General features: G+C 64.7%; 16 protein-coding genes and 1 tRNA gene. 11 read left to right on the top strand and 6 right to left on the bottom strand.

What is annotated here, in order from left to right; all coding sequences use genetic code 11:
* Positions 1-741, top strand: a 741-nt coding sequence (locus tag ABFE16_06410; protein ID MEN6344921.1) for a Gfo/Idh/MocA family oxidoreductase, incomplete at its 5' end; no start/stop codon positions are given.
* Entirely contained in the window at positions 741-1,505 is a 765-nt protein-coding gene (locus ABFE16_06405) for a polysaccharide deacetylase family protein (protein ID MEN6344920.1), read from the top strand. The genes ABFE16_06410 and ABFE16_06405, both read left to right, overlap by 1 nt.
* Before the next feature lie 20 nt (positions 1,506-1,525).
* Here the strand turns inward: ABFE16_06405 and ABFE16_06400 are convergent, their stop codons facing one another.
* The 3 genes from ABFE16_06400 to ABFE16_06390 form a co-directional block, all read right to left on the bottom strand.
* Positions 1,526-2,551: a zinc-dependent alcohol dehydrogenase family protein gene (locus ABFE16_06400; GenBank protein ID MEN6344919.1), complete on the bottom strand. Its 1,026-nt coding sequence runs from the start codon at positions 2,549-2,551 to the stop codon at positions 1,526-1,528.
* 47 nt (positions 2,552-2,598) lie between these two features.
* On the bottom strand, positions 2,599-3,744 hold the full coding sequence (locus ABFE16_06395; protein ID MEN6344918.1) for a M20 family metallopeptidase: 1,146 nt from the start codon (positions 3,742-3,744) through the stop codon (positions 2,599-2,601).
* Between the two features lie 108 nt (positions 3,745-3,852).
* Positions 3,853-3,930 (bottom strand) — tRNA-Pro (locus ABFE16_06390).
* 224 nt (positions 3,931-4,154) lie between these two features.
* Here ABFE16_06390 and ABFE16_06385 point away from each other — a divergent pair.
* From ABFE16_06385 to ABFE16_06375, 3 genes are all read left to right on the top strand, one after another.
* Positions 4,155-6,911, top strand: coding sequence for a tetratricopeptide repeat protein (locus ABFE16_06385; protein MEN6344917.1), 2,757 nt, complete (start codon positions 4,155-4,157; stop codon positions 6,909-6,911).
* 158 nt (positions 6,912-7,069) lie between these two features.
* The gene (amrS, locus tag ABFE16_06380) at positions 7,070-8,233 is read left to right on the top strand and encodes an AmmeMemoRadiSam system radical SAM enzyme (protein ID MEN6344916.1); all 1,164 of its coding nucleotides are present in this window, start codon (positions 7,070-7,072) and stop codon (positions 8,231-8,233) included.
* A gap of 28 nt (positions 8,234-8,261) precedes the next feature.
* Complete coding sequence (locus ABFE16_06375; protein ID MEN6344915.1) at positions 8,262-9,281, top strand: DUF362 domain-containing protein; 1,020 nt, start codon at positions 8,262-8,264, stop codon at positions 9,279-9,281.
* Between the two features lie 105 nt (positions 9,282-9,386).
* On the opposite strand, the gene purN is transcribed toward ABFE16_06375, so the two are convergent.
* Positions 9,387-10,058, bottom strand: a complete 672-nt coding sequence (gene purN, locus ABFE16_06370) for a phosphoribosylglycinamide formyltransferase (GenBank protein MEN6344914.1) — start codon at positions 10,056-10,058, stop codon at positions 9,387-9,389.
* A 163-nt stretch (positions 10,059-10,221) separates the two neighbouring features.
* Between purN and ABFE16_06365 the strand changes: the two genes are divergently transcribed.
* Complete coding sequence (locus ABFE16_06365; GenBank protein ID MEN6344913.1) at positions 10,222-11,307, top strand: uroporphyrinogen decarboxylase family protein; 1,086 nt, start codon at positions 10,222-10,224, stop codon at positions 11,305-11,307.
* A 23-nt stretch (positions 11,308-11,330) separates the two neighbouring features.
* Here the strand turns inward: ABFE16_06365 and ABFE16_06360 are convergent, their stop codons facing one another.
* The gene (locus ABFE16_06360; GenBank protein MEN6344912.1) at positions 11,331-12,098 is read right to left on the bottom strand and encodes a sulfite exporter TauE/SafE family protein; all 768 of its coding nucleotides are present in this window, start codon (positions 12,096-12,098) and stop codon (positions 11,331-11,333) included.
* Between the two features lie 204 nt (positions 12,099-12,302).
* Between ABFE16_06360 and ABFE16_06355 the strand changes: the two genes are divergently transcribed.
* From ABFE16_06355 to ABFE16_06345, 3 genes are all read left to right on the top strand, one after another.
* On the top strand, positions 12,303-13,640 hold the full coding sequence (locus tag ABFE16_06355) for an FAD-dependent oxidoreductase (GenBank protein ID MEN6344911.1): 1,338 nt from the start codon (positions 12,303-12,305) through the stop codon (positions 13,638-13,640).
* A gap of 55 nt (positions 13,641-13,695) precedes the next feature.
* Entirely contained in the window at positions 13,696-15,660 is a 1,965-nt protein-coding gene (locus ABFE16_06350; GenBank protein ID MEN6344910.1) for a DUF6785 family protein, read from the top strand.
* A gap of 124 nt (positions 15,661-15,784) precedes the next feature.
* On the top strand, positions 15,785-17,200 hold the full coding sequence (locus ABFE16_06345) for a zinc metalloprotease HtpX (protein ID MEN6344909.1): 1,416 nt from the start codon (positions 15,785-15,787) through the stop codon (positions 17,198-17,200).
* Positions 17,201-17,366: 166 nt separating this feature from the next.
* Here ABFE16_06345 and ABFE16_06340 read toward each other — a convergent pair whose 3' ends face one another.
* Complete coding sequence (locus tag ABFE16_06340) at positions 17,367-18,392, bottom strand: MoxR family ATPase (protein MEN6344908.1); 1,026 nt, start codon at positions 18,390-18,392, stop codon at positions 17,367-17,369.
* A 405-nt stretch (positions 18,393-18,797) separates the two neighbouring features.
* On the opposite strand from ABFE16_06340, the gene ABFE16_06335 reads away from it, so the two are divergent.
* Together ABFE16_06335 and ABFE16_06330 are read left to right on the top strand one after the other, a co-directional pair.
* Entirely contained in the window at positions 18,798-19,964 is a 1,167-nt protein-coding gene (locus ABFE16_06335; protein MEN6344907.1) for a hypothetical protein, read from the top strand.
* A gap of 65 nt (positions 19,965-20,029) precedes the next feature.
* A complete protein-coding gene (locus ABFE16_06330; GenBank protein ID MEN6344906.1) occupies positions 20,030-20,596 on the top strand; it encodes a hypothetical protein in 567 nt (188 codons plus the stop codon).
* Positions 20,597-20,728 lie beyond the last annotated feature (132 nt).

Here is a 20,728-nt window from a genome sequence, read left to right as displayed (position 1 = left end):
CTCAAGGCCGCTGAGGCGGGCAAGCACATCCTGTGCGAGAAGCCGATGGCGGTGACGGTGGAGGAAGCGCAGCGGATGTTCGCGGCGGCGGAGAAGGCCAAGGTCCTGCTGATGGAGGCCTTCATGTACCGCTTCCATCCGCAGACCGCTCGGCTGCGCGAGATCGTGGCCTCCGGGGAAATCGGCGAGTTGCGGGTGATACGGTCGCGGTTCTCCTTCACGATTGGTGACCCCAAGAACGTGCGTCTGAGCTTCCCCTATGAACGGGGCGGCGGCGGATTGATGGATGTGGGCTGCTACTGCACCAGCTTCTCGCGCTACCTGACCCAGGAGGAGCCGTATCAGGTCTTCGGAGCGGCTCAGTTCGGGGAGGAAAGCGGCGTGGACGAAGGCTTTGTGGGGACGTTGAGCTTCCCGAGCGGTGTGCTGGCGGTGTTCGACGTCGGCCTGAAGTTCCACGGCGACACCCGGGCCGACCTCATGGGTACGAAGGGCAGCATCGAGATTCCGGCACCGTGGAAGCCCGGCGCGAGGGCGTCGTTCAAGGTGCGAGTGGGGCGAGAGACCCGTGAGGAGGTCTTTGAGGGGAAGCCGGAGTTCGTGCTTGAGGCCGAGAGCTTCCAGGCAATGGCAGAAGGTCTGGCCGAGCCGATGGTCCGACCGGAGGATACCCTGGGGAACACGAAGGTCCTGTGCGCCCTGCGCGAATCGGCTCAAAGACGCGAGGTGATCCGGCTCTGATGATTGTGGACAGCCGAGAAGTCTGGCAGGACTCGCTGCAGGCAGCGGTGTCGCTGACCTTTGACGATGGGCATCCGAGTCAACTGGAGCGAGCGATCCCCCTGATGGAGGAGCGCGGACTACGGGGCACCTTCTACCTGAACCCGAAGGCGGAAGACTGGACAAAGTGGCTGGAGCCCTGGAAGGCCGTTGCGGCACGGGGTCATGAGATCGGCAACCACACCCTCAGCCACACGTGCTCGCGGAACTTCAGCACCGACACGGCTGCGAAGGGCCTGGAGCGGTCGACGGTTGAGGACATCGAGGCGGATGTGGTGGAGGCTGAGCGGCGTCTGCAAGCAGTTATCCCGGCGCAGGCGCGGAGCTTCGCCTATCCATGCTACCAGACGGACGTGGGCTCCGGTCCGACACGGCAAAGCTACGTGCCGATGATCGCGCGCCACTTCGTCGCGGCACGGGGAGTAGGGGAGTACGGCTTCGCGAACACACCGCTGAACTGCGACCTGCACCTGCTGTGGTCGCATAACGGGGAGCACTGCCGCGGGACCGAGCTGATCGGGCTTGTGCGGAAGGCGGCCAAGTACGGGCGCTGGATCATCTTCGCCTTCCACAGCATCGAGGGAGGGCGGCTGGGGATCGCCGAGTACGAGTTCACGGAGCTCCTGGACTACCTCGCCGACGAGAAGGAGACGCTGTGGACCGCGCCGGTGGTCGACGTCGCCCAGTACCTGGAGGAAGCGCGGAAGCGGTACCCGCAGGAGTAGTTGGAGCGGCAACGGCACTCTCAGGAAGGGATCACAAGGGCCTTGACGGTATCGCCCCGTCGGACGGCGTCGAGGCCCTCTGCGACCTGCTCCAGAGGGAACCGGTGAGTGATGATTGGGCCGACCTGAACGCGGCCGGAGGCGAGTAGCTGCAGAGCCCGGCTATCCGTGAAGGGGTTCGTATAGGTTCCTCGGATCGTCAGCTCGCTGTGGTACACCTCGTAGGGGTTCAGCGGCAACTCGAAGTTGGGCGGGCAGACCCCGAAGAACAGCACCGTGCCGCCGCGGCGGGCAGACTTGAGCGCCTGCCCGGCAGTCACGGGCAGACCGGCCGCCTCGATGACGACGTCGGCGCCGCCGGCGGTCATGTCACGAAGCGCCTCCACCAGACCATCCCCCAGTTCGAGCGGGTTCACTACCTCGTCGGCACCCAGGGACTTCGCCAACTCTCGCTTGCGATCGTTCGGCTCACTGAGGATCAGCCGAGCCGCTCCGGCGTGCCGAGCGATCTGCATCAGGAGCAGACCGATGCTTCCGCCGCCAAGGATGGCGACCGTGTCGCCCGCTGTGATCCGCGCTACGTCGATGCCATGCAGACAGCAGGAGATGGGCTCCATCATGGCCCAGTGGTCGGAGGGGAGACCGCTGCCTTCGGGTATGGGCAGGGCCAGTTCCGCCGCGACCTTGCAGTACTGGGCGAAGCCGCCATTGTAGGTGACGCCGCAGGCCGTCATGCTCTGGCACAGATGCGGCTCGCCCCGGTAGCACCAGCGACAACGTCGGCAAGGCGTATTGGGGTTGACGGCCACGCGCCGACCGACCTGCAGTTCCCCGGCGTCCGGTCCGATTTCCTCGATCGTCCCGCAGAACTCGTGGCCGGGGATCACCGGGTAGTTTGCGGGGAAGTCGGCCGTCTGGATGCGAAGGTCCGTGCCGCAGATTCCGCAGGCCTCGACGCGGATCAGTACCTCGGCCGGTCCAGGACTCGGGACGGGAACTTCCTCGACGGCCAACTGGTGCGGACCTGTCAGGACGGCTGCTTTCATGGCGGTTCGCCACGCTCCTGCGGCAGAATGGGGAAGATGAAGCAGGACTAGCTGGACAGCAGGCGCTCGTAGACCTTCGCGGCAGCCTCTACCTGGTCAAGGCGGACCCATTCATCGGCGGTGTGAGCCTGGCGGATGTCGCCGGGGCCGCAGACGACGGTCGGGACGCCGACCTGATCGAGCTTGCTGGCATCCGTGCCGAACTGCACGCCGCCGATACGCGCCTGGCCGAGGACCGAGCGAACGGCCTCCGCGACCGCCTGAGTGATCGGAGCGTCTGCCGGGGTCTCCAGGGGCCAGTCCTCGAGGAGGCGGTCGATCTCGTACTGCACGCGGTCGCCCAGGAACTCGCGGACCTCGCACAGGACGTGATCCATGCGCTCTCCGGGGATCAGACGGCGATCGACCAGGACTGAGCAGCTATCGGGGACGATATTGACGGCACTTCCGCCACGGATGACGCCGACGCTGAAGGTGGGACCGCCGACGAGAGGATGTCGAGGGCAGTCGCGAAGCGAGTCCGCATAGGCCCGAAGGTGATGGAGCAGGTCGGCCATGCGGTAGATTGCGTTATCGCCCTGGGATGGGTCGCTGCTGTGGGCTGCCTTGCCGCGAGTGGTCATGCGCCAGCGGAAAGCGCCCTTGTGGGCGATGATGACGTCCAGGCTTGTGGGCTCGCCGACGCAGGCGGTTACGGCACCGGGCTTGAGGTCGAGACCGACCTCCTGGGGCTCGGTGACGAGGGCCTTGATGCCGACGAAGCGGTACTCCTCGCCGCAGGTGGCGGCCAGGAGGCAGGTCTTGGAGGGACGACCGGCGCGTGCTACGCGCACCAGGGCTGTCGCCATGGCCGCGAGGGAGGCTTTGCAGTCACAGGAGCCTCGGCCCCACATGCGCTCGCCGTCCGTGCGAGGGTCAAAGGGGTCGATGGTCATGCCCTCGACGGAGACGGTGTCGGTATGCGCCTCGAGAAGGCGCGTCTCGGGGCCCGTGCCTTCGACGACGGCGATGAGGTTCTGCCTGCCGGGAGCGGCCTGCTGTCGCAGGCAGTGGATCCTGTGGCGGTGGAACCAGGCCTCGAGCAGGTCGACGACTCGGGCCTCCCCGAAGAGAGTGTCGTCGGGCTCGGCGTCGGAGGGGTTCACACTCGGGGTCGCTACGAGGTCGCGCAAGAGCTGGATCGGATCGGGCATCTTGGTCACTCGCCTTTCGGGTCGACGACTTCCCCGGGACGGTCAGTGACACCTGCCCAGAACGCAGAAAGCCCTCGCGGGTGCGAGGGCTTGCATGTGAGAGACAGGTGGTCGGGGCGGGCGGACTTGAACCGCCGACCTCACGGTCCCGAACCGTGCGCGCTAGCCAAACTGCGCCACGCCCCGATCTGACGGCCGATAATATAGCACACCGAAACAGCAGGGGTCAAGGACCTCTCGAAGTTGGTTAGGGGCTCTTTTGTGTCGGACTGTAGCCTGGGGCACCCAACGAAAGGTTTACCACTTGAAGCGAAAGGGTTAACTGGTTAGTATATTGGTGGTGGATCGTAGAAGCGGGAGCCCCTTCCGGGGCTCGCCGCCAGACGTGCTCTCTCAGGAGGGACGTCCGCATGCGACCGGGAAGCCTGTTAGTTGCGTGTCTCCTGCTCCTCGTCTCCGTTGCCCTGGCAGAGGATTTCGACATTACCAAGGCAGTCACGCCCTCTTTCCACGACCTCGCTCTGCTCCCGACCCGCCTCACCGCGTACAACCAGCATGACGACGCTGCCGCCGCGAGTTACACCTGCTGCAAGCTGAGGCAGGAGGCCAAGATCAAAGAGGCCATCGAGGCGGGCGAGGCGTTCCTCAACCGTTTCGCGGACACCGCCTTCGCCGACAACACCTACATGCATTACGGGCGCGTTTCGGAGCTGCGGCCGGATGCATGGCGGAACGTCGAGTGGGCGTACCGGAGTCTGGAGGAATCGCTCCCAGACAGCGACCTGGCGGATGACGCCTGCTGGAAACTGGGGAACCTCTACGTCACGGACCACCAGCATGCGGAGGCCATCGCGACCTTCGAGTACCTGGTGAAGAAGTGGCCCGGCAGCACCTGGGCGCCGAATGCGTTGCACCTGTTGTTGCACGAGTACTCGGCCACGAACCAGGAGCGCAACACGCTGGACGTCCTCAACGAGCTCGCCTACAAGTACCCCAAGAGCGAGTACTGTCCTGAGTCGCTGTTTGACGTCGCCAAGCGCTACAAGGAGGTCGAGGACTACCGGTCCGCGATCAATGCGCTCCGTGACCTCCAGCGCGACTTCCCCTACAGCGATCTGCTCGACGATGCCCAGATGTGCGTCGCTGAGTGTATGCGACTGAGCGGGAACCTGCAGGGCGCCCTCGATGCGTACAACGACCTGATCCACAACTGGTACGGCAGTTCGCTGACGAACCAGGCGATGCGGGAAGCCAATAACCTCATGAAGCAGATTCATGGTGGTGCCGGGCGGACCGCAGGCACTCTGTACGACCCGCTGGCCTGGGACCCGCAGAAGGAGGCTGATGAGCTCTGGAACCGCGAGGCCAAGCACCTGCAGAACAATGGTGCGCACCAGGAAGCGATCGCGAAGTTCAAGGAGTTCATCAAGCGGTTCCCCGGGAATGACAAGTGGGACGAGGCCTGGTACGAGATCGGCATGACCTACCTGCGCCAGGACCAGTTGTTCCAGGAGATCAACCGCGCCAAGGGACCGGACGACGTTGCGAGGCTGCGGGGAGACTACCAGACCTCGACGGGCAGCACGGGTCCGGTGCCCACGAACGGGAAGCTCAGCGCCCTACGACAGGCGCAGGAAGCCTTCGCCTACATTGCCAACGAACTGAAGGGTAGCTCGCTGCAGTGCGAGGCCCTGGGACAGGTGGCGCGCTGCTTCATCCCCTACGGCGACATTGAGGAGTCCACGCCGCCGGATGCAGCGTACACGTACCAGGAAATGGTCATCCACTTCCCGTACGCGACCTGCACGTGCCCGTGGTACCCGGATGCGACCTGGCCGGTGTACGCCTTCTGTCGGATGCTCAGCTTCTACGCTGAGGAGAAGAACTGGGAGGTCTCGCGGCAGATGTACCCCGCGCTGTCGGCGGAGTACCCCAATGTGTTCCCGGTGGGGCTTGAGTCGGACAAGACGAGCTTCTATGAACTCATGAAGCTGTACGAGGCGAAAACGGGCTATGCCTACATGGAGATGGGGCATCACATCCGATACGGTATCGGCCCGTCGGACCTGATTCCTGAGGCCCATTACTTCCAGGCCGCCATGCTGATGAACCTGGGGCAGTACAAGCAGGCGGCGGACCTGCTGGCACCCGTGACCGGCCTGAAGGGCCATGACCTCGTGGGACCGGCAACGTACCTGTACGCTCAGTGCATGATGAAGCTGGGCGACACGAACACGGCGCGCCAGGCCACGGAGGTGCTGGCAAGGACCTTCAAGAACACCGGGCTTGGTGACGATGCCGTGACGGTCTGGACGCAGGCACAGGAAGCCTACAAGGATCCGGCGACCTATCAGGCCTATCTGAAGGCGGTGCAGGAGGTCCAGAGCAAGTTCGGTGTGAACCCGGCGAACATGGATGTGTACGTGGGCAAGCACTGCATCGTCTTCTGCCCGTACACTCGCGCGGTGCTGATGCGGCAGTACAACATGCCCAACATCTGGGATGAGGCACAGCGGGTTCTGCGCGACTGGGCCGGACTGCCGGACAACCAGAAGGCGGTCATCGTCGTCGACCGGGGCGATGCCAGCACCAGCGGCAACCCCTTCAAGGTGCCGGGCTCGCAGATCAAGGATCCGCCGACCTGGGGGCTGGGACTGGCACAGATCAGTGCGAACGCCCTGGCCGAGGGCATCCCGCAACTGGGTGAGTGCAAGGGGCTGCTGGGAGGCATCGCCAAGTTCGTGGCTGCCTCGCTGCAGTATGACCTGGTGACGGAGACGCGGGATGCGATCGGGAGTGCTGCAGCGGTGAAGCTGCCGCAAGAGGAGGTCATTCGGGCTCGCGACGGCGCGCTGAAGTCGCTGGAGAACTACGTCATCGCCGGTGAGGATGGGAAGCTCGACGGTGAGGTCATCGCCGGGATGATGTACGCGCTACTCGACAGCCACGGGTTCGCCAAGGACCGGCTGATTGACCGTGAGCCGTACCGGGCCTTCTTCGCGAAGCTCAAGACGCTTCCGGAAAAGACTACGGATGACGTGGCCTTCGCTTCCGCGGTGTCGACGGCCTTCGGTTCGGACTGCAACCAGGAGCTGAAGAAGTGGAGGCTCTCAGCGCCGACCACCGACACGGCAGGCGGAGAGGTGAAGGTGGGGCAGGCCAAGTAGCGGAACAGGCGACCAAGAGTGAGCAGCATCCGGGGCGAGGTGGGGTGACCACCTCGCCCTGCTTCATGGAAGCGGGCACCCGGCGGGATCAGGCTGGTACCCGAGCATGACCTGGAAGCGTGCCGAGCTGCACCTAGCCGCCAAGGAGGTCGTTGGTCTTGGCAGACCGTGAGCTGCAACGGCGTGAGTTTCTGAGCACCTGCGGCCGTGCCGGGGTAGGACTGGGGATGCTGCCCCTGCTGGGCAGCGAGATTCTCACCGAACGGGTAGCCTCTCTGCCCTGGGGAGAGATCGGGAACGTCTCGAACCACAAGGGGCTGTTCTGGCACGCAGTGGGCGGCAAGGAGACGGAGTGCGACCTGTGCCCGAGCCGCTGTGTGATCCAGCCGGGCGAGAGGGGAACCTGCGGGACACGCGAGAATGAGGACGGGTACTACATCTCGAAGGTCTACGGCAAGCCCTGCGAGATCCGTCTGGAGCGCATGGAGAAGGGGCCCTTCTACCACTTCCTGCCTCGCACGTGGACGATTGGGCTAGGGTTCGCGGGCTGCAGCCTGGACTGCAAGTACTGTCAGAGCGCCCAGTTTGCCAAGGCGCGGCCGGAGACCTCCGACAACAAGAGTCTGTCGCCCCAGGGGTTGGTCGCGCAGTTGCGTCAGAACGGCTACAACTCGGTGACCTTCACCTACAGCGAGCCGATGCAGGTCATCGAGTACGTGCTGGACGTGGCCAACATCGCCCGACCGCTGGGGATCAAGGTGGCGGTGCATACGGCCGCCTACGCCTGCTCACCGGCCTTTGAGGAGCTCTGCTGCAACGTCGACGCAATCAATGTGGACCTGAAGGGCTTCAGCGAGAACTTCTACAAGACGATGACGGGCGGCGACCTCACGACGGTGCTCAACAACATCAAGCGAGTGCGGCGCCATCCGGAGGTGTGGCTGGAGCTGACGAACCTGGTGGTGCCCGGCTACAACGACAAGGACCAGGAGTTCGCGGCCATGTGCAAGTGGATCCGCGACAACTGCGGCTCGGACACGCCCTTGCATGTGTCGAAGTTCTTCCCGCAGTACAAGCTGCGGAACGTGGCGCCGACGCCGAACGACACGCTGCGACGACTGCGCAAGATAGGGTTCGACGCAGGCTTGCACTACGTGTACCTGGGGAACATGCCCGGAGACCCGGGCGAGTCGAGCTACTGTCCAAAGTGCGGTGCCAAGATGATCTACCGCAATAACTACGAGTCCACTTTCACGGCCTTCGACCCGAACAGTGGGGTATGCACGGAGTGCGGTCTGCGGATCCCGGGACGTTGGCGCTGAGAGTCGGGCACTGATCGCAGGTAGCCTCATGGATCGACGAGGTTTTCTGAGAGCTTCGCTTTCCGCCGCGGCGGTGTCCTCTGCCGGGCTGCCGGGCATGGCGGCCTTCGCCCAGGAGGGTAAGTCGCGGGTCGTCGTGGTGCGGAACCTGGCGCTGGCTGCGGAGCCGGGAGAGAGTGTGGTGCGGCGGATCTTCTCGGAGATGGTTCATGAAGGTGTGCGTGCCTTCGTGGGCGGAGAAGTCACCCGCGAGGAGGCCTGGCGGCGCTTTCTCAAGCCAGAGGACATCGTCGGGGTCAAGCTGAATGCCATCGCGGCGGGAGTGGTGCCGCACCCGGACATCGTGGATGCGATTGCCGCCGGCGCGGTCATGTGCGGCATTCCGCGCAACCACGTGATCGTGTTTGATAAGGAAGACCGGGACCTGGAGAAGGGTGGCTACACGATCAACAAGGGTGGCTCCGACGTGCAGTGCTATGGGACGGTCGGGCCACCGGGGTCGGGGAATCCGGGCTACGAGGAGCGTCAGACCTTCCGCGGCGACACGGCCTACAAGCTCAGCCGCATCGTCTCCCGGCAGTGTACGGCGCTGGTGAATGTGCCCGTGCTGAAGGACCACTGCTGGGCCGGACTGACCTGTGCGCTGAAGAACCACTTCGGCAGCATCGACAACCCGAACGCCTTCCACAAGGTCAACCACTGCACGCCGGCCATCATCGACGTGGGCCGTGACGCCAACATCCGCACGAAGCAGCGGCTGATCATCTGCGACGCCAAGGCCATCCAGTATGAAGGCGGGCCGTCCTTCAAGCCCCAGTACCTACAGCCCTACTACGCGATCCTGGTCGGGACGGACCCTGTGGCGGTCGACACCGTCGCCATGCAGCTCATTGACATGTGCCGGGTGAAGCGCGGCCTCGTGAGGCTCCTGCAGCGGAACCCGGAGCCGGTTCACATCGCAGAGGCGGCCAAGCAGGGCATGGGGACGAACGACCTGTCGCGGATTGAGCTTGTGGTGAAGGAACTCGGGCCCAAGGGCAAGCAGTAGGGCCTGGATGAGGAAAGGCAAAGCCGGACGAGTGCGCGCTGCAGCGGGTGCGCGTACCCGTCCGGCTCTTCTGTTACTCGGTTGGTTGGGGACTCTTCGGACGAGCTACTGCCACTCGATCGGGGGCCAGATCAGGCTGTTGGTTCCGCTGACCGGCTCACCGTCGAGGAGCACCCGTCGTCCCTCGATTCGCAGCCTCCCCTGAGAGAACCACTGGATCGCCTGGGGGTAGATGCGATGCTCGACGGTGAGGATTCGCGCCGCCAGAGCGTCGTCGGTGTCGTCGCCCTGAACGGGTACGACGCCCTGGATGATGATCGGTCCGCGGTCGAACTCCTCATCGGCGAAGTGCACTGTGGCTCCGGCCAGCTTCACGCCATGGGCATTGGCGTCGCCCTGGCCGTGAGTGCCCGGGAAGGAGGGGAGAAGGGCCGGATGGATGTTCATCACGGCGCCAGGGAAGGCTTTGAGGAGGCTCGGTGAGATCATCCGCATGTAGCCCGCCATGGCCACGAGCTCGACCTGGGCGTCGCGGAGGACGGCGACGATCTGCTCGTTTGCTGCCCGCCAGGCCTCGGTGCCCGTCTTGGGCACCTTGATATGGACCGCGTCGATGCCATGGCTGCGGGCACGGTCGAGACAACCGGCGCCCTCGCGGTCACTGATGACGACGACGATCTCGGCGTCGATTCTGGACGCCTGGGACGCGTCGAGGATGGCTTGTAGATTGGTACCCCCGCCTGACGCGAGCACCCCCACCTTGGTACGTCTGCTCATGAGTTGCCTCCCGATAGGTTGTTTCTGGCCAATTCCCCGAAGGCGCGGCGAATCCTGCTCGGCACGTGCCTGCGAAGGTCCCTCGGCTTGGGGCAAGGAACAACCGGTCGCTGAGAAGAGAGCACCTGACGACACGAACCTTGCGCAGGGGTGTGAGCATCGCATGATGACCGGCAAGGAGCGGTTTGAGGCAGCTCTGCGGCAGCAACCTGTGGATCGTCTTCCCTTCTGGGTCAAGATCTTCGGCAACGCGTTCCTGCAGCATCAGCCGGAGCCCTACCGGTCGATGAGCGAGTTGGAGCTCGTGGACCACCTCGAGCTCGACCACATGGCCTCGGGCCCTGCGCCGGTAGTGGGCAGGACCGATCGCGTCACTCGACGGGTCTCCGAGAAGGAGGGCCGTCGCACGGTGCTGCTTGAGACCCCTGACGGAACGCTCAGGTCGGTGGAAGGATATGCACCGGCCTCCGACTCCTGGCACCCACTGGAGTTTCCGATCAGGACAACCGCCGACCTTAGGGCCGCTCGACACCTGTTTGCGGCGACGCGCTACGAGGTCCATGACGAACTGCGGCAACGCGGAGAGGCGAAGCTGGCTGCGGTCGGCGAACGGGGCATCACCACCACGGGCATGGGCATCTCACCGTTGATGGAGCTGCTCCAGCACCTGTGCGGCGTGCAGGGCACGTACCTGATGCTGGAGGACCATCCGGCTGAGGTGGAGGAGCTGATCCAGCTCATGCACGAGGATCGGCTGCGGTTCCTCGCAGCGATGCTCCCGGCGTGCCCCTATGAGTGGGTGGTGTGCGTGGAGAACACCTCGACGACCTTGCTCTCCCCGGCGGTGTTCGAGCGCTACTGCTGGAAGCACCTGCACGACTACGGTCAGGCGATTCACAGGCACGGGAAGCAGCAGATCCTGCACCAGTGTGGGCATCTCAAGGCGCTTTTGCCACGTATCGCCGAGCTTCCGGCTATCGCGATCGAGGCCTACACGACGCCGCCGGTCGGGAACACCACTCTGGCCGACCGCGGGCGGCTGTGCCCCAATCTTGCGGTGATCGGCGGGACCAACGCTGCCCTGTGGCCGCGCTCGGCGGAGGCGATCTGCCGGGAAGTGGAGAGCGATCTGGAAGCGGCGGGATCAATCCGCGGTGTTGTACTGACCTCAGCGGGCGTGCTGCCACCCTCAGCCGGTGTGGAGAAGGTGAAGCAGGTCCGTGACTGGGCGCGGAGGATCACGTGGTAGGGCAAGGGGCGACTGCTCGGGCACTATCCGCCTGGTGCAAGGATGAGCTTGAGGCCCATGAAGACCAGGAAGAGGGCTGTGATGATCTCCAGCGCCCGGCGAGGGACACGCTTGAAGATGGCATAACCGGCCAGGGCGCCGAGGATGCCCACAGGCACTCCGATGAGACCGGCCATGACCAGATCGCGTGTGTAGAGCCCGGCACTGGCCATGGTGAGGATGCGCGCGAAGCTGCTGAGGAAGAAGACGGCCTGTACCGTGGCGGTGCGCTGCTCCTTGGTCCAGGGGCGCGAGTAGACCCAGGCGATGACCGGCGGTCCACCCGTATTGAAGGCGCCACCGAGGGCGCCACTTGCTGCGCCGACAGAGACGCTGACGATTCGGTCGAGCCAGGGACGTAAGGGGGCTTCGTCACAGTCCTCTCCGTTGCCGTTGCGACCGCCCTTGATGGTGCGGAAGGCTGTGAAGAGCAGGATGACACCGAGGATGCGGAGTAGGAGTGCATTGGGCCACAGCTTGAGGACGAAGACGCCAAAGGGGATGCCCACGAGGACGCCGATCAGGACGGGAGTCAGGCGCGACCAGACGACCGAGCGCCGCAGGCTCCAGAACACGTACACGATGACGGGGGCATTGAGGATTGCGACGACGGGAGTGCAGGCACGCACGGGCAGGAACAGCGAGAGGGCTGCTACGGCGACCAGGCCAAAGCCGAAGCCGATAGCGCCCTGAAGCACCGACGCACCGAAGGTGATTGCGAGAAGGGGGAGCAGGATTTCCTGTAAGCTCATAGGCGAGGCCGTTCTGTCGGTCGCGCTGCCCCGACTGCGCCGCGCGGAATTGCAGCATGGTGCCACACTTGGCGAGGGATGGCAAGGGAAAGGCAAAGGCACGGCACCTCACTCCCCGGCCCTCTCTCCACCCGTGGAGAGAGGGAGAGACAACGACAGGGGCAACGGCCAAGCCACTTTGGCGTGGAGAGTCGGGAGGATAGTATGCACAGGTACGAGCCCCATCCAATGAAGCTCGAGGAGACACGCCGAGAGGTGACCGAAGCGCCGCGACGTGTGCCGGTGCGAGCGGACACTGAGGTGCTGGTGATCGGTGGCGGACCGGCCGGTGTCGGTGCGGCCCTGGCGGCTGCTCGGAGTGGTGCGAAGGTCCTGCTGCTTGAACGGTACAACCTCCTGGGCGGAATGTGGACGGCGGGACTGGTGAACCCGTTCTTCGAGGCAGACCGAAATGGGTGGCTGATCGCCGAGTTGATTGGTCGGCTGAAGGAAGCCGGGGCCTGGACACGCTGGCTCTTCGCGTACACCTTCGACCCCGAGCGGATGAAGGTCGAACTCGAGAGCATGATGCTCGAGGCGGGCGTCGAGGTCCTGTACGGTGTGCTCGGCGTCGATGCGATCGTCCAGGAAGGGCAAGTGCTCGGAGCAGTGGTCGAGAGCAAGGCCGGGCGAGAGGCCTGTCTGGCCCGGGTCACCATCGACTGCACGGGTGACGGCGATATCGCTGCCCGAGCGGGAGCACCCTTCGAGCTCGGACGGCCCTCTGACGGGCTGGTCCAGCCGATGACCCTCATGTTCGAGCTGGAGGGCCTGAGCCCGGACTTCGTGCTGGAGCGGGCGACTGACCTGTATGACGCCATGGTGCGGGCGACGGAGGAAGCCGGGCTTGGCTATGAGCTGCCTGTCGGGCGTGTCGGCTATGCCCCCTGGGTGATCACGCTGCCCGATCCCCGACGCGCGGCGGTGCAGCTTACCCATGTCTACCGGCTGAATCCGCTGTGTCCGGTTGACTTGACGCGCGGGATCATCGACGGTCGGCGGCAGGCCCTGGCGGCTGCAGAGGTCCTGAAGCATGTGCCAGGCCTGGAAGGTGCGCGACTGGCCCAGACGGCGGGGCAGATTGGGATTCGGGAGAGTCGGCGGATCTGCGGGGAGTACACGCTCACCCTTGAAGATCTGGTCGCCGGTCGGCGGTTCAAGGACGCCATCGCGGCCTGCGGCTTCGGCGTGGACATCCATGAGCCCGCACCGGGCTCAGGCGTGCCCTCGGGACACGGAGCGCGGATGCAGCCTTACGAGATTCCGTACCGATGCCTGCTGCCGCAAGAGCTGACCGGCCTGCTGGTGGCCGGACGCTGCCTGTCAGGGACCCACGAGGCCCATGCTTCGTACCGTGTCACCGGCACCTGCATGGCGACCGGACAGGCAGCAGGACTCGCTGCTGCACTGGCTGCCAGTGAGGGCCTGCTCCCTCACGAGCTTGAAGGCACGCGGGTTCGGGCCGGCTTGCAGGAGCGGGGAGTGCGACTGCTTGACGGCTGACTGGGACCTGGGGATTGGCGACCGGGGACCCGCAGAACGATGAGACTGAGAAGCTATGGGTAACGAGACCTTCCAGCGAGGCCTGACCCTTCGCTCGACGATTGTGTTCCTCGCGGCGATCACCCTTACGATGGTGTGGGTGCTGCGGACCGAACTGCTCACCGGCAGCTACGCAACCGGTGGGACGCCGCCTGCGATCGCAGTTGGCTGGCTCCTGTTCTTGGCGGGGACCAGCGCTCTTGGTCAGCGGGTATGGAAGCGGCTGGGACTGACCCGAGCGGAGCTGTTCACCATCTACGCGTGCATGGCGCTGGCGGTGCCGATGGCGAGCTACGGGATCATGAGGGCGTTCCTGCCACACCTCACAGTCCTGAGTTACTTCGCGCAACCGACCAACCGCTACGCGGAGATGTGGAGCCAGCTCCCAGACTGGCAGGTTGTGCGGGATGACGAGCTGATTCGCCAGTGCTATGAGGGAGCGCAGAACGAGGGTGTGCCCTGGGGTGCGTGGCTGCCGGTGCTGGGGCGATGGTCGCTGCTGTTCATCGCGGTGTTCGTATGCATCACGGGGATGCTGACGTTCTTTCGACGCCGCTGGGTTGAGGGCGACCGGCTGCAGTTCCCGATCCTGTATCTGCCGACGCAGATACTGCCCAAGCCCGGCGAGGCCATCAACCTGTTCCGCAACCCCATATTCTACATAGGATTCGGCGGGGCGTTCCTGTTCAACCTCACGAACGTGCTGCAGGCGATGAACCCCGGCTTCCCCGGGCTGGGAACGGTGACGGACCTTGGTGACCTGTTCACCGAGGCGCCCTGGACGGCTCTGCGGCCCTTCCGCTGGCATCACTTCCCGCAGGTCGTGGGGCTGGGCTACCTGGTGAACCTGGAGGTACTGTTCTCGGTCTGGTTCTTCTTCCTGGCGAACAAGGGGCTGGCGGTCGGTGCGCGAGTGTTCGGGTACGACAACAGCAACATGCCCTATATGTTCGAACAGTGCTCGGGTGGCTACCCGGTGATGGCCCTGGTGCTGGTGTTCATGGCGCGGAAGGAGATCCTCGGGATCCTGCGCCGGGCCCTGGCACCGAACTCGGAGAAGGCGGAGCGCAACGAGATCCTGCCGGACTGGGGTGCCGCCCTGGCCTTCTTCGGCGGGTTCGGCTTCCTGGTCTGCTGGTGTGTCGTGTCGGGGATGAACGGGTTGCTCGCGGCAATCTTCTTTGCGACCATACTCGCCTACTCGCTGGTCTATGCGAGGATTCGGGCCGAGGCGGGGATCCCGTACTGCCAGATCTACCCGACTGATTACCCAATCAAGAACTTGCAGATATTCCTGGGCGCTCGGGGCCTGTTGGCTTTTGGCAAGGAGCGGAACCTGGTGCTCCTCAGCAGCCTGGGCTGGCTGTCCTACCACTACTACTCGCACTTCATGGCAGCGTACCAGATCGACGGCCTGCGTCTCGCCGACGAGGCGGACATGCGGCGGCGGGAGATGGCAACGGCCCTGCTGGGAGCCATGATCATCGGGTTCGCAGGGGCGGCGTGGGCGCATCTGACGGCCTACTACCAGTATGGCCAGAACATCGTGGATGGCGGGACGGGTCTGGGTGACCACCGTGCGAAGGTGGCGATGCAGACCTATGACGACATGGACCGGCTTATCACGACCATGGGACGGCCGGACACGACGAGAGCGCTCTTTGCTGTGGCAGGCGGAGTGGTTACCCTGGCCCTGGCTTCGTTGCGGTTCTTCTTCCTGCGTTTTCCTTTGCATCCAGTGGGGTATCTGGTATCTACTGCGTACTGGAACGAGTGTCCAATCTGGGGCGATATCCTGCTGACCTGGGTAGTCAAGACGCTTGTGCTGCGGCTGGGAGGGGCGCGGCTGTACCGGCAACTGATCCCGTGCTTTGTTGGGCTGGCGATAGGGCAGTTCTTCTGGGGTGGACTCGTGTGGGGCAACATCACGCCTTTCATCGCTCCGGAGATCGCGAAGCGCTACTGGCTTCCGCGGGTTTGAGGAAAGCCGGGGATTCGGGAAGGATGAACCGGGGCGACGGCGAAGTGTCGGAACTAGTGTCGATGCACCGGAAGTCGTTGTAGTCGGCCGACCCGCTCACCACCGGCAGAGGGGAGACCCTACCATGACTATGGCCATGGATGACATGTCGCCGCAGCGAAAGAGCGCGTACTTCAAGTGGCGCCAGGCGACACAGGAGATGCAGAAGGGCCACGTCGAGAAGGCAATCGACCTGGCCCGGACGGCCACCGAGGAGGACCCCACCTTCGTGGACGTTCGCCTGTGGCTGGCCCGCCACTACGCCTCAGCCGGCGACACGCACAGGGCCACCCACGAGCTGGAGGAAGTGCTGGCCCTCGACCATGACCACCAGGATGCCTGGACCATGCTGCGGCAGATCTCGCCGGCAGCAGCGGACCGGCTGACCCGTGTACGCAGCATCGCCCCGGACCCCTTCGTGTCGCAGCGCAAGGGTCCACTCAGCGACGACCTTGGTGACGACGGTGATCTGGTTGGCGCGGGCGATGAAGAGGGTGCTGCCGCGGCGGGTGATCGGTCGGTTGGTCCCGATCCCTTCATCACGCGAGCCCTGACCGACGACATTGCCAGCGACGAAGCGGAAGAGGAGCAGGGCGGAGCTGAGCCGGCCACACCGGCACCAGCGGCCAATCCCGCGCCACAGAACAACCCCGCGCCGCCGAACAACCACGGCGGGCAGCCCTGGGAGTACGAGCAGGACCGGCTCTTCCTCACCAAGTGGCAGGCCGAACCTGTTGTGGCGATGATGACCCAGCGCATCCAGAGCCTCTGGGCCGACCGGGATGTCTGGCTGACGGTCCTGGAGCTTTGTGCCCACGCAGACCGTAATCTGCACCCGCTGATCTACAAGGTCACCGAGCATACGGCGGCCATGCTGAGCGTTGAGGCCCCTGACTTGCAGATTTTCCCGGAGCGGTGTCTGCACCCGGTCATCATCAAGAACCAGGAGCCGCTGCTCGCCGTCCCCACCGGGGTGCTGCGTGCGCTGAGTGAGGAGCAGATGATGTTCCAGATCGGGCGCGAGATCGGCCACCTTAACACGGGCTACCTGGCGCAGATGCAGGCTGTGAAGATCATCACGAAGCGACGCTCGGCGCTTGCCGGCGATCTGGCGAGTGCGCTCAACGAGTTCCTCGAGGCACACCTGAAGTACTGGGACGAGAAGGTGAGTTCCGAGGACCTCCTCCGCCTCAAGCGCCTGGGGCACGCCTGGCAGCAGCGCTGCGAGCTGTCGGCAGACCGTGCCGGTCTGATCTGCTGCCGCGACCTCGATATCGCCTGCGATACCCTGGCCAAGACCACGGTTCGATCTCACGACCAGGCCGCGCTGATGAACTCCGAGCGCCTGCTGAGGGAGTTCGAGGGCAAGGACGTCGGATCGCTGGCGGCGATTCCGGTCGAGGAGTCGCCCTCGCGGAACCCTCAGTATGTTGCCTACCGGATCCACATGCTGCGGTGGTGGGCCAAGACGCCGCAGGGCAAGGCGATGGTCGGCGGCTAGGCGGCGCCAGTGCGTCTTTGCCTGTGTAGGGCTTCAAGAGCTGTGTTGTCGGGGCCTGCGAGTACTGCTCGTGGGCCCCGCGTGATTCGGGGGCACGGGCCATGAGTGCCTTCAGGAGGTCAGGGAACAGGAGGCAGTGACAAGGCGAGCGATCGGAAGCCGAAGGCTACTCGCGAGGAAGGGACTGGAGGAGGCGGAGGACGATCTGCGCGGTGTCGATCCCGTCGGCCTCGGCGGCGAAGCTCGGGATGATCCGGTGACGCAGGACCGGGAGGGCCAGGTAGGCGATGTCATCGCGGGAGACGGCATAGCGACCGTGGAGCAGCGCCCTGGCTTTCGCGCCGAGGATCATCGCCTGTGAGGCGCGCGGACCGGCCCCCCAGGTGATAAGCTCCTTGACGAAAGCGGGAGCTTCGTCGGCCTCAGGACGAGTCGCTCGGGCCAGTCGGACCGCATAGGCGACGGCGTCTTCACTAACCGGCACGGCACGCACGACCTGTTGCATGCGGAGAACTTCCTGGCCGGTCATTACCTTCTGGAGCTGGGGGTCGTGGCCCGAGGTGGTAGTGGCGGCGATCTGGCGCTCCTCGTCAGCGCTCGGGTAGTCCAGGTGTACGCTGAGCATGAAGCGGTCGAGCTGGGCCTCCGGGAGCGGGTAAGTGCCCTCTTGCTCGATCGGGTTCTGTGTTGCCAGGACGAAGAAGGGCAAGGGGAGAGGGTAGGTCTGGCCGCCGACGGTCACCTGGCGCTCCTGCATGGCCTGGAGGAGTGCGCTCTGGGTCTTGGGTGGCGTGCGGTTGATCTCGTCGGCGAGGACAACGTTGCCGAAAACCGGTCCGGAGACAAAGCGGTAGTTGCGCTCACCGGTGCCGGGGTCGGCCTGGATGATGTCGGTCCCCGTGATGTCAGCGGGCATCAAGTCGGGCGTGAACTGGATGCGGGAGAAGTGGAGGTGCAGGCAGCGAGCGACGGTGCGGACCAGAAGGGTCTTGCCCAGACCGGGTACGCCGACAAAGAGGCAGTGACCGTCGGAGAAGAGGGCGATGAGGAGTTGTTCGATGACTTCGTGCTGGCCGACGATGACCCGCCCGACTTCGCTTTCCACGGCTTCACGACCGCGGGCAAGCAACTGCGCCGCGGCGACGTCGTCGAGGGTCTCGCCGGTCGCTGTAACGGGGCCTGGGTCCTGCACGGGGCCATGCTAACACGGTGCCAAGGGACCGTCAAGGCGGCATCTCCCCCTCCAGTCCCCTGTCCACGATCGGCAACGACACATCACCCCCCAAGCCCCCTCTCCACGCGGTGGCGAGGGGGAGTCGAGCGCAGCGAGAGGGGGTGAGGTCAGGACCCGTGGCGCCCCATCGCCAGTCCTCAAGAGGGAAACGACGGAGGAAGCCTCACTCTTGCAGCGCCGATCGGCATTGGCTCGGTGCTGGCCGCCAGCGCTGATCACGCCCTCCTGACCAGGAAGTGGGGCAGAGTCAGGTGTTACGGCGCAGGTAGGACTGTTGAGATGGTAGGCAGGGATGCCGGCGGCTATGGCGAACCTGCTGCTGTCGTCACTTGCGCCCCCATCACCTTAGCGAGGCTTTTAGCTATGCCAACCCTCCAGCACTACCTTGATGCCAAGGCCGTCACCAGCGGTCCGAAGTTCCACTGGTTCGGCTACTACGACAAGTTCCCGTGGGACATCACGGGTCGCTATATGCTCAGCCTCGAGGTCGACTTCATGGACCGTCCGGTGGAGCCAACCGACGTGGCTACGATCGGCATGGTCGATCTGCAGGAGGGGAATAAGTTCATCCCTCTTGCCGAGACGCAAGCCTTCAACTGGCAGCAGGGGACACACCTGCAGTGGCTGGCGACGGCTCCGGATCGGCACATCATCTACAACCGTCTCGCCGGCGACCACTATGTCTCGGTGATTCAGGACGTGTTCACGGGCGAGAAGCGCGAGCTTCCGCTGCCCATCTACGCGGTGAGTCGGGACGGCAAGAAGGCCGTTACGCTGAACTTCTCGCGCGTCCACTCGAACCGGCCGGGGTATGGCTACAACCATCTGATGCATCTCGCCGGTCCTGATCTGAGCAGCGATGACGGGCTGTGGATGATGGACCTGGAGACGGGCAACTACGAGCTGATCATCAACCTGCAGCAGGTCTACGAGATCAGCACACGGCCGGATATGGTCGGCAAGCGGCACTGGTTCAACCACCTGCAGTTCAACGCCGACGGCACGCGGTTCATCTTCCTGAACCGGTGGCGGATCCCGGGCAAGCCGTGGACGACACGGCTGTTCACGGCCAACACTGACGGGTCGGACATCTGCCTGCTGAACGACGATGACATGACTTCGCACTTCGACTGGTGCGGCTCGGACAAAGTGCTCGCCTGGGCCCGACAGCATGACCGGGGCGATCACTACTATCTGTTCACCGACCGCAGCGCCGAGGCGCCCATCATCGGCGAGGACGTGTTCCAGACCGACGGTCACTGCTCTTACTCGCCCGATGGCAACTGGATCCTCACCGACACCTATCCGGCCCGTGAGGACCAGAAGCGCACGCTGATTGCCTACCGAGTAGCCGACAACACCCGCATCGACCTGGGGCGGTTCTACTCGATTCCGACGCCCGACCCGGAGTGGCGCTGTGACCTGCATCCGCGCTGGAGCCGGGACGGAAAGACGGTGTGCTTCGATTCGACGCATGAAGGGCAGCGTCAGATGTATGTGATGGATGTATCGGAGGTCGTGGGCAGCTAGGTGTGGGAGAAGGACAGCAGCCGGCACCCACACCTTGCCTGACGCTGAGCGAGGAGGGGTTGACCGTGGCGGAGGATCAGGTCAGCATCAACCGTGCTCCGGTGATGGCGCTGTGGGGCGCCGTTGTTGCTGCGCGACTGGGATACGACTGGGAGGCGTCCCTGACCCTCGGGAAGACGATGGCCGGGCTGAACGCTCAAGCCAAAGGACGGCGGCTTGGGGTGTTCGGTCCGCCCAAGGGCCCGGAGGAAGGGGGCCCTCCCAGGAAGACCGGCCTGGGTGAGGAGTTCTGGGTACCTCTGTGTGGGAGGTCGATTCCGGCCAAGCAGACGGAGGCCGGTGTGAGGGCGGTGACCGGTGACAAGCCGGTCGATCCGTCCAGCGTGACCCGATACCTGGAGAGCAAGTTCGGGGAAAGCCTGCCGCGAGTGCGGCAGGCAATGGAGGAGCTCGCCGCGGCCTATGCGCCGGAGGACCTGGCCGAAGTTGCCTACGGACTCTACGAGCGATTCCGACCTGCCATCGAGCCCGGGAAGGGCGGCTGGGGTCAGAAGGGCACCCTCGACCTGGACCTGATACGGGGCCTCGGGCGGGATGCGCAAGGGGCCGGTGGGGCAGCCAAGCAGGCGTAGGAGGCGCAGGAGCATCGGTTTTAGCATCAAGGTTGTGAAAGTAGGGTAAGTGGTATGGGGCGGTAGTATCGGTGGGTGTTCAGTCGGGGGCGCGGGGTGGCGGTTGGCCTTCACAAAAGCGTATCGCCGCCA

It is taken from the genome of Armatimonadia bacterium (assembly GCA_039679385.1).
In the GTDB taxonomy this organism is placed as follows: Bacteria; Armatimonadota; Zipacnadia; order Zipacnadales; family JABUFB01; genus JAJFTQ01.
Note: the sequence above shows the minus strand (reverse complement) of the source record. Positions and strands in the feature narration are given on the sequence as shown.

Bases quoted from the DNA above. Each gene is read 5' to 3' on its own strand.
- ABFE16_06405 (MEN6344920.1), top strand. From the start codon at position 741: ATGATTGTGGACAGCCGAGAAGTCTGGCAGGACTCGCTGCAGGCAGCG.
- ABFE16_06400 (MEN6344919.1), bottom strand. From the start codon at position 2,551: ATGAAAGCAGCCGTCCTGACAGGTCCGCACCAGTTGGCCGTCGAGGAA.
- ABFE16_06395 (MEN6344918.1), bottom strand. From the start codon at position 3,744: ATGCCCGATCCGATCCAGCTCTTGCGCGACCTCGTAGCGACCCCGAGT.
- ABFE16_06385 (MEN6344917.1), top strand. From the start codon at position 4,155: ATGCGACCGGGAAGCCTGTTAGTTGCGTGTCTCCTGCTCCTCGTCTCC.
- ABFE16_06375 (MEN6344915.1), top strand. From the start codon at position 8,262: ATGGATCGACGAGGTTTTCTGAGAGCTTCGCTTTCCGCCGCGGCGGTG.
- purN (MEN6344914.1), bottom strand. From the start codon at position 10,058: ATGAGCAGACGTACCAAGGTGGGGGTGCTCGCGTCAGGCGGGGGTACC.
- ABFE16_06365 (MEN6344913.1), top strand. From the start codon at position 10,222: ATGATGACCGGCAAGGAGCGGTTTGAGGCAGCTCTGCGGCAGCAACCT.
- ABFE16_06360 (MEN6344912.1), bottom strand. From the start codon at position 12,098: ATGAGCTTACAGGAAATCCTGCTCCCCCTTCTCGCAATCACCTTCGGT.
- ABFE16_06355 (MEN6344911.1), top strand. From the start codon at position 12,303: ATGCACAGGTACGAGCCCCATCCAATGAAGCTCGAGGAGACACGCCGA.
- ABFE16_06350 (MEN6344910.1), top strand. From the start codon at position 13,696: ATGGGTAACGAGACCTTCCAGCGAGGCCTGACCCTTCGCTCGACGATT.
- ABFE16_06345 (MEN6344909.1), top strand. From the start codon at position 15,785: ATGACTATGGCCATGGATGACATGTCGCCGCAGCGAAAGAGCGCGTAC.
- ABFE16_06335 (MEN6344907.1), top strand. From the start codon at position 18,798: ATGCCAACCCTCCAGCACTACCTTGATGCCAAGGCCGTCACCAGCGGT.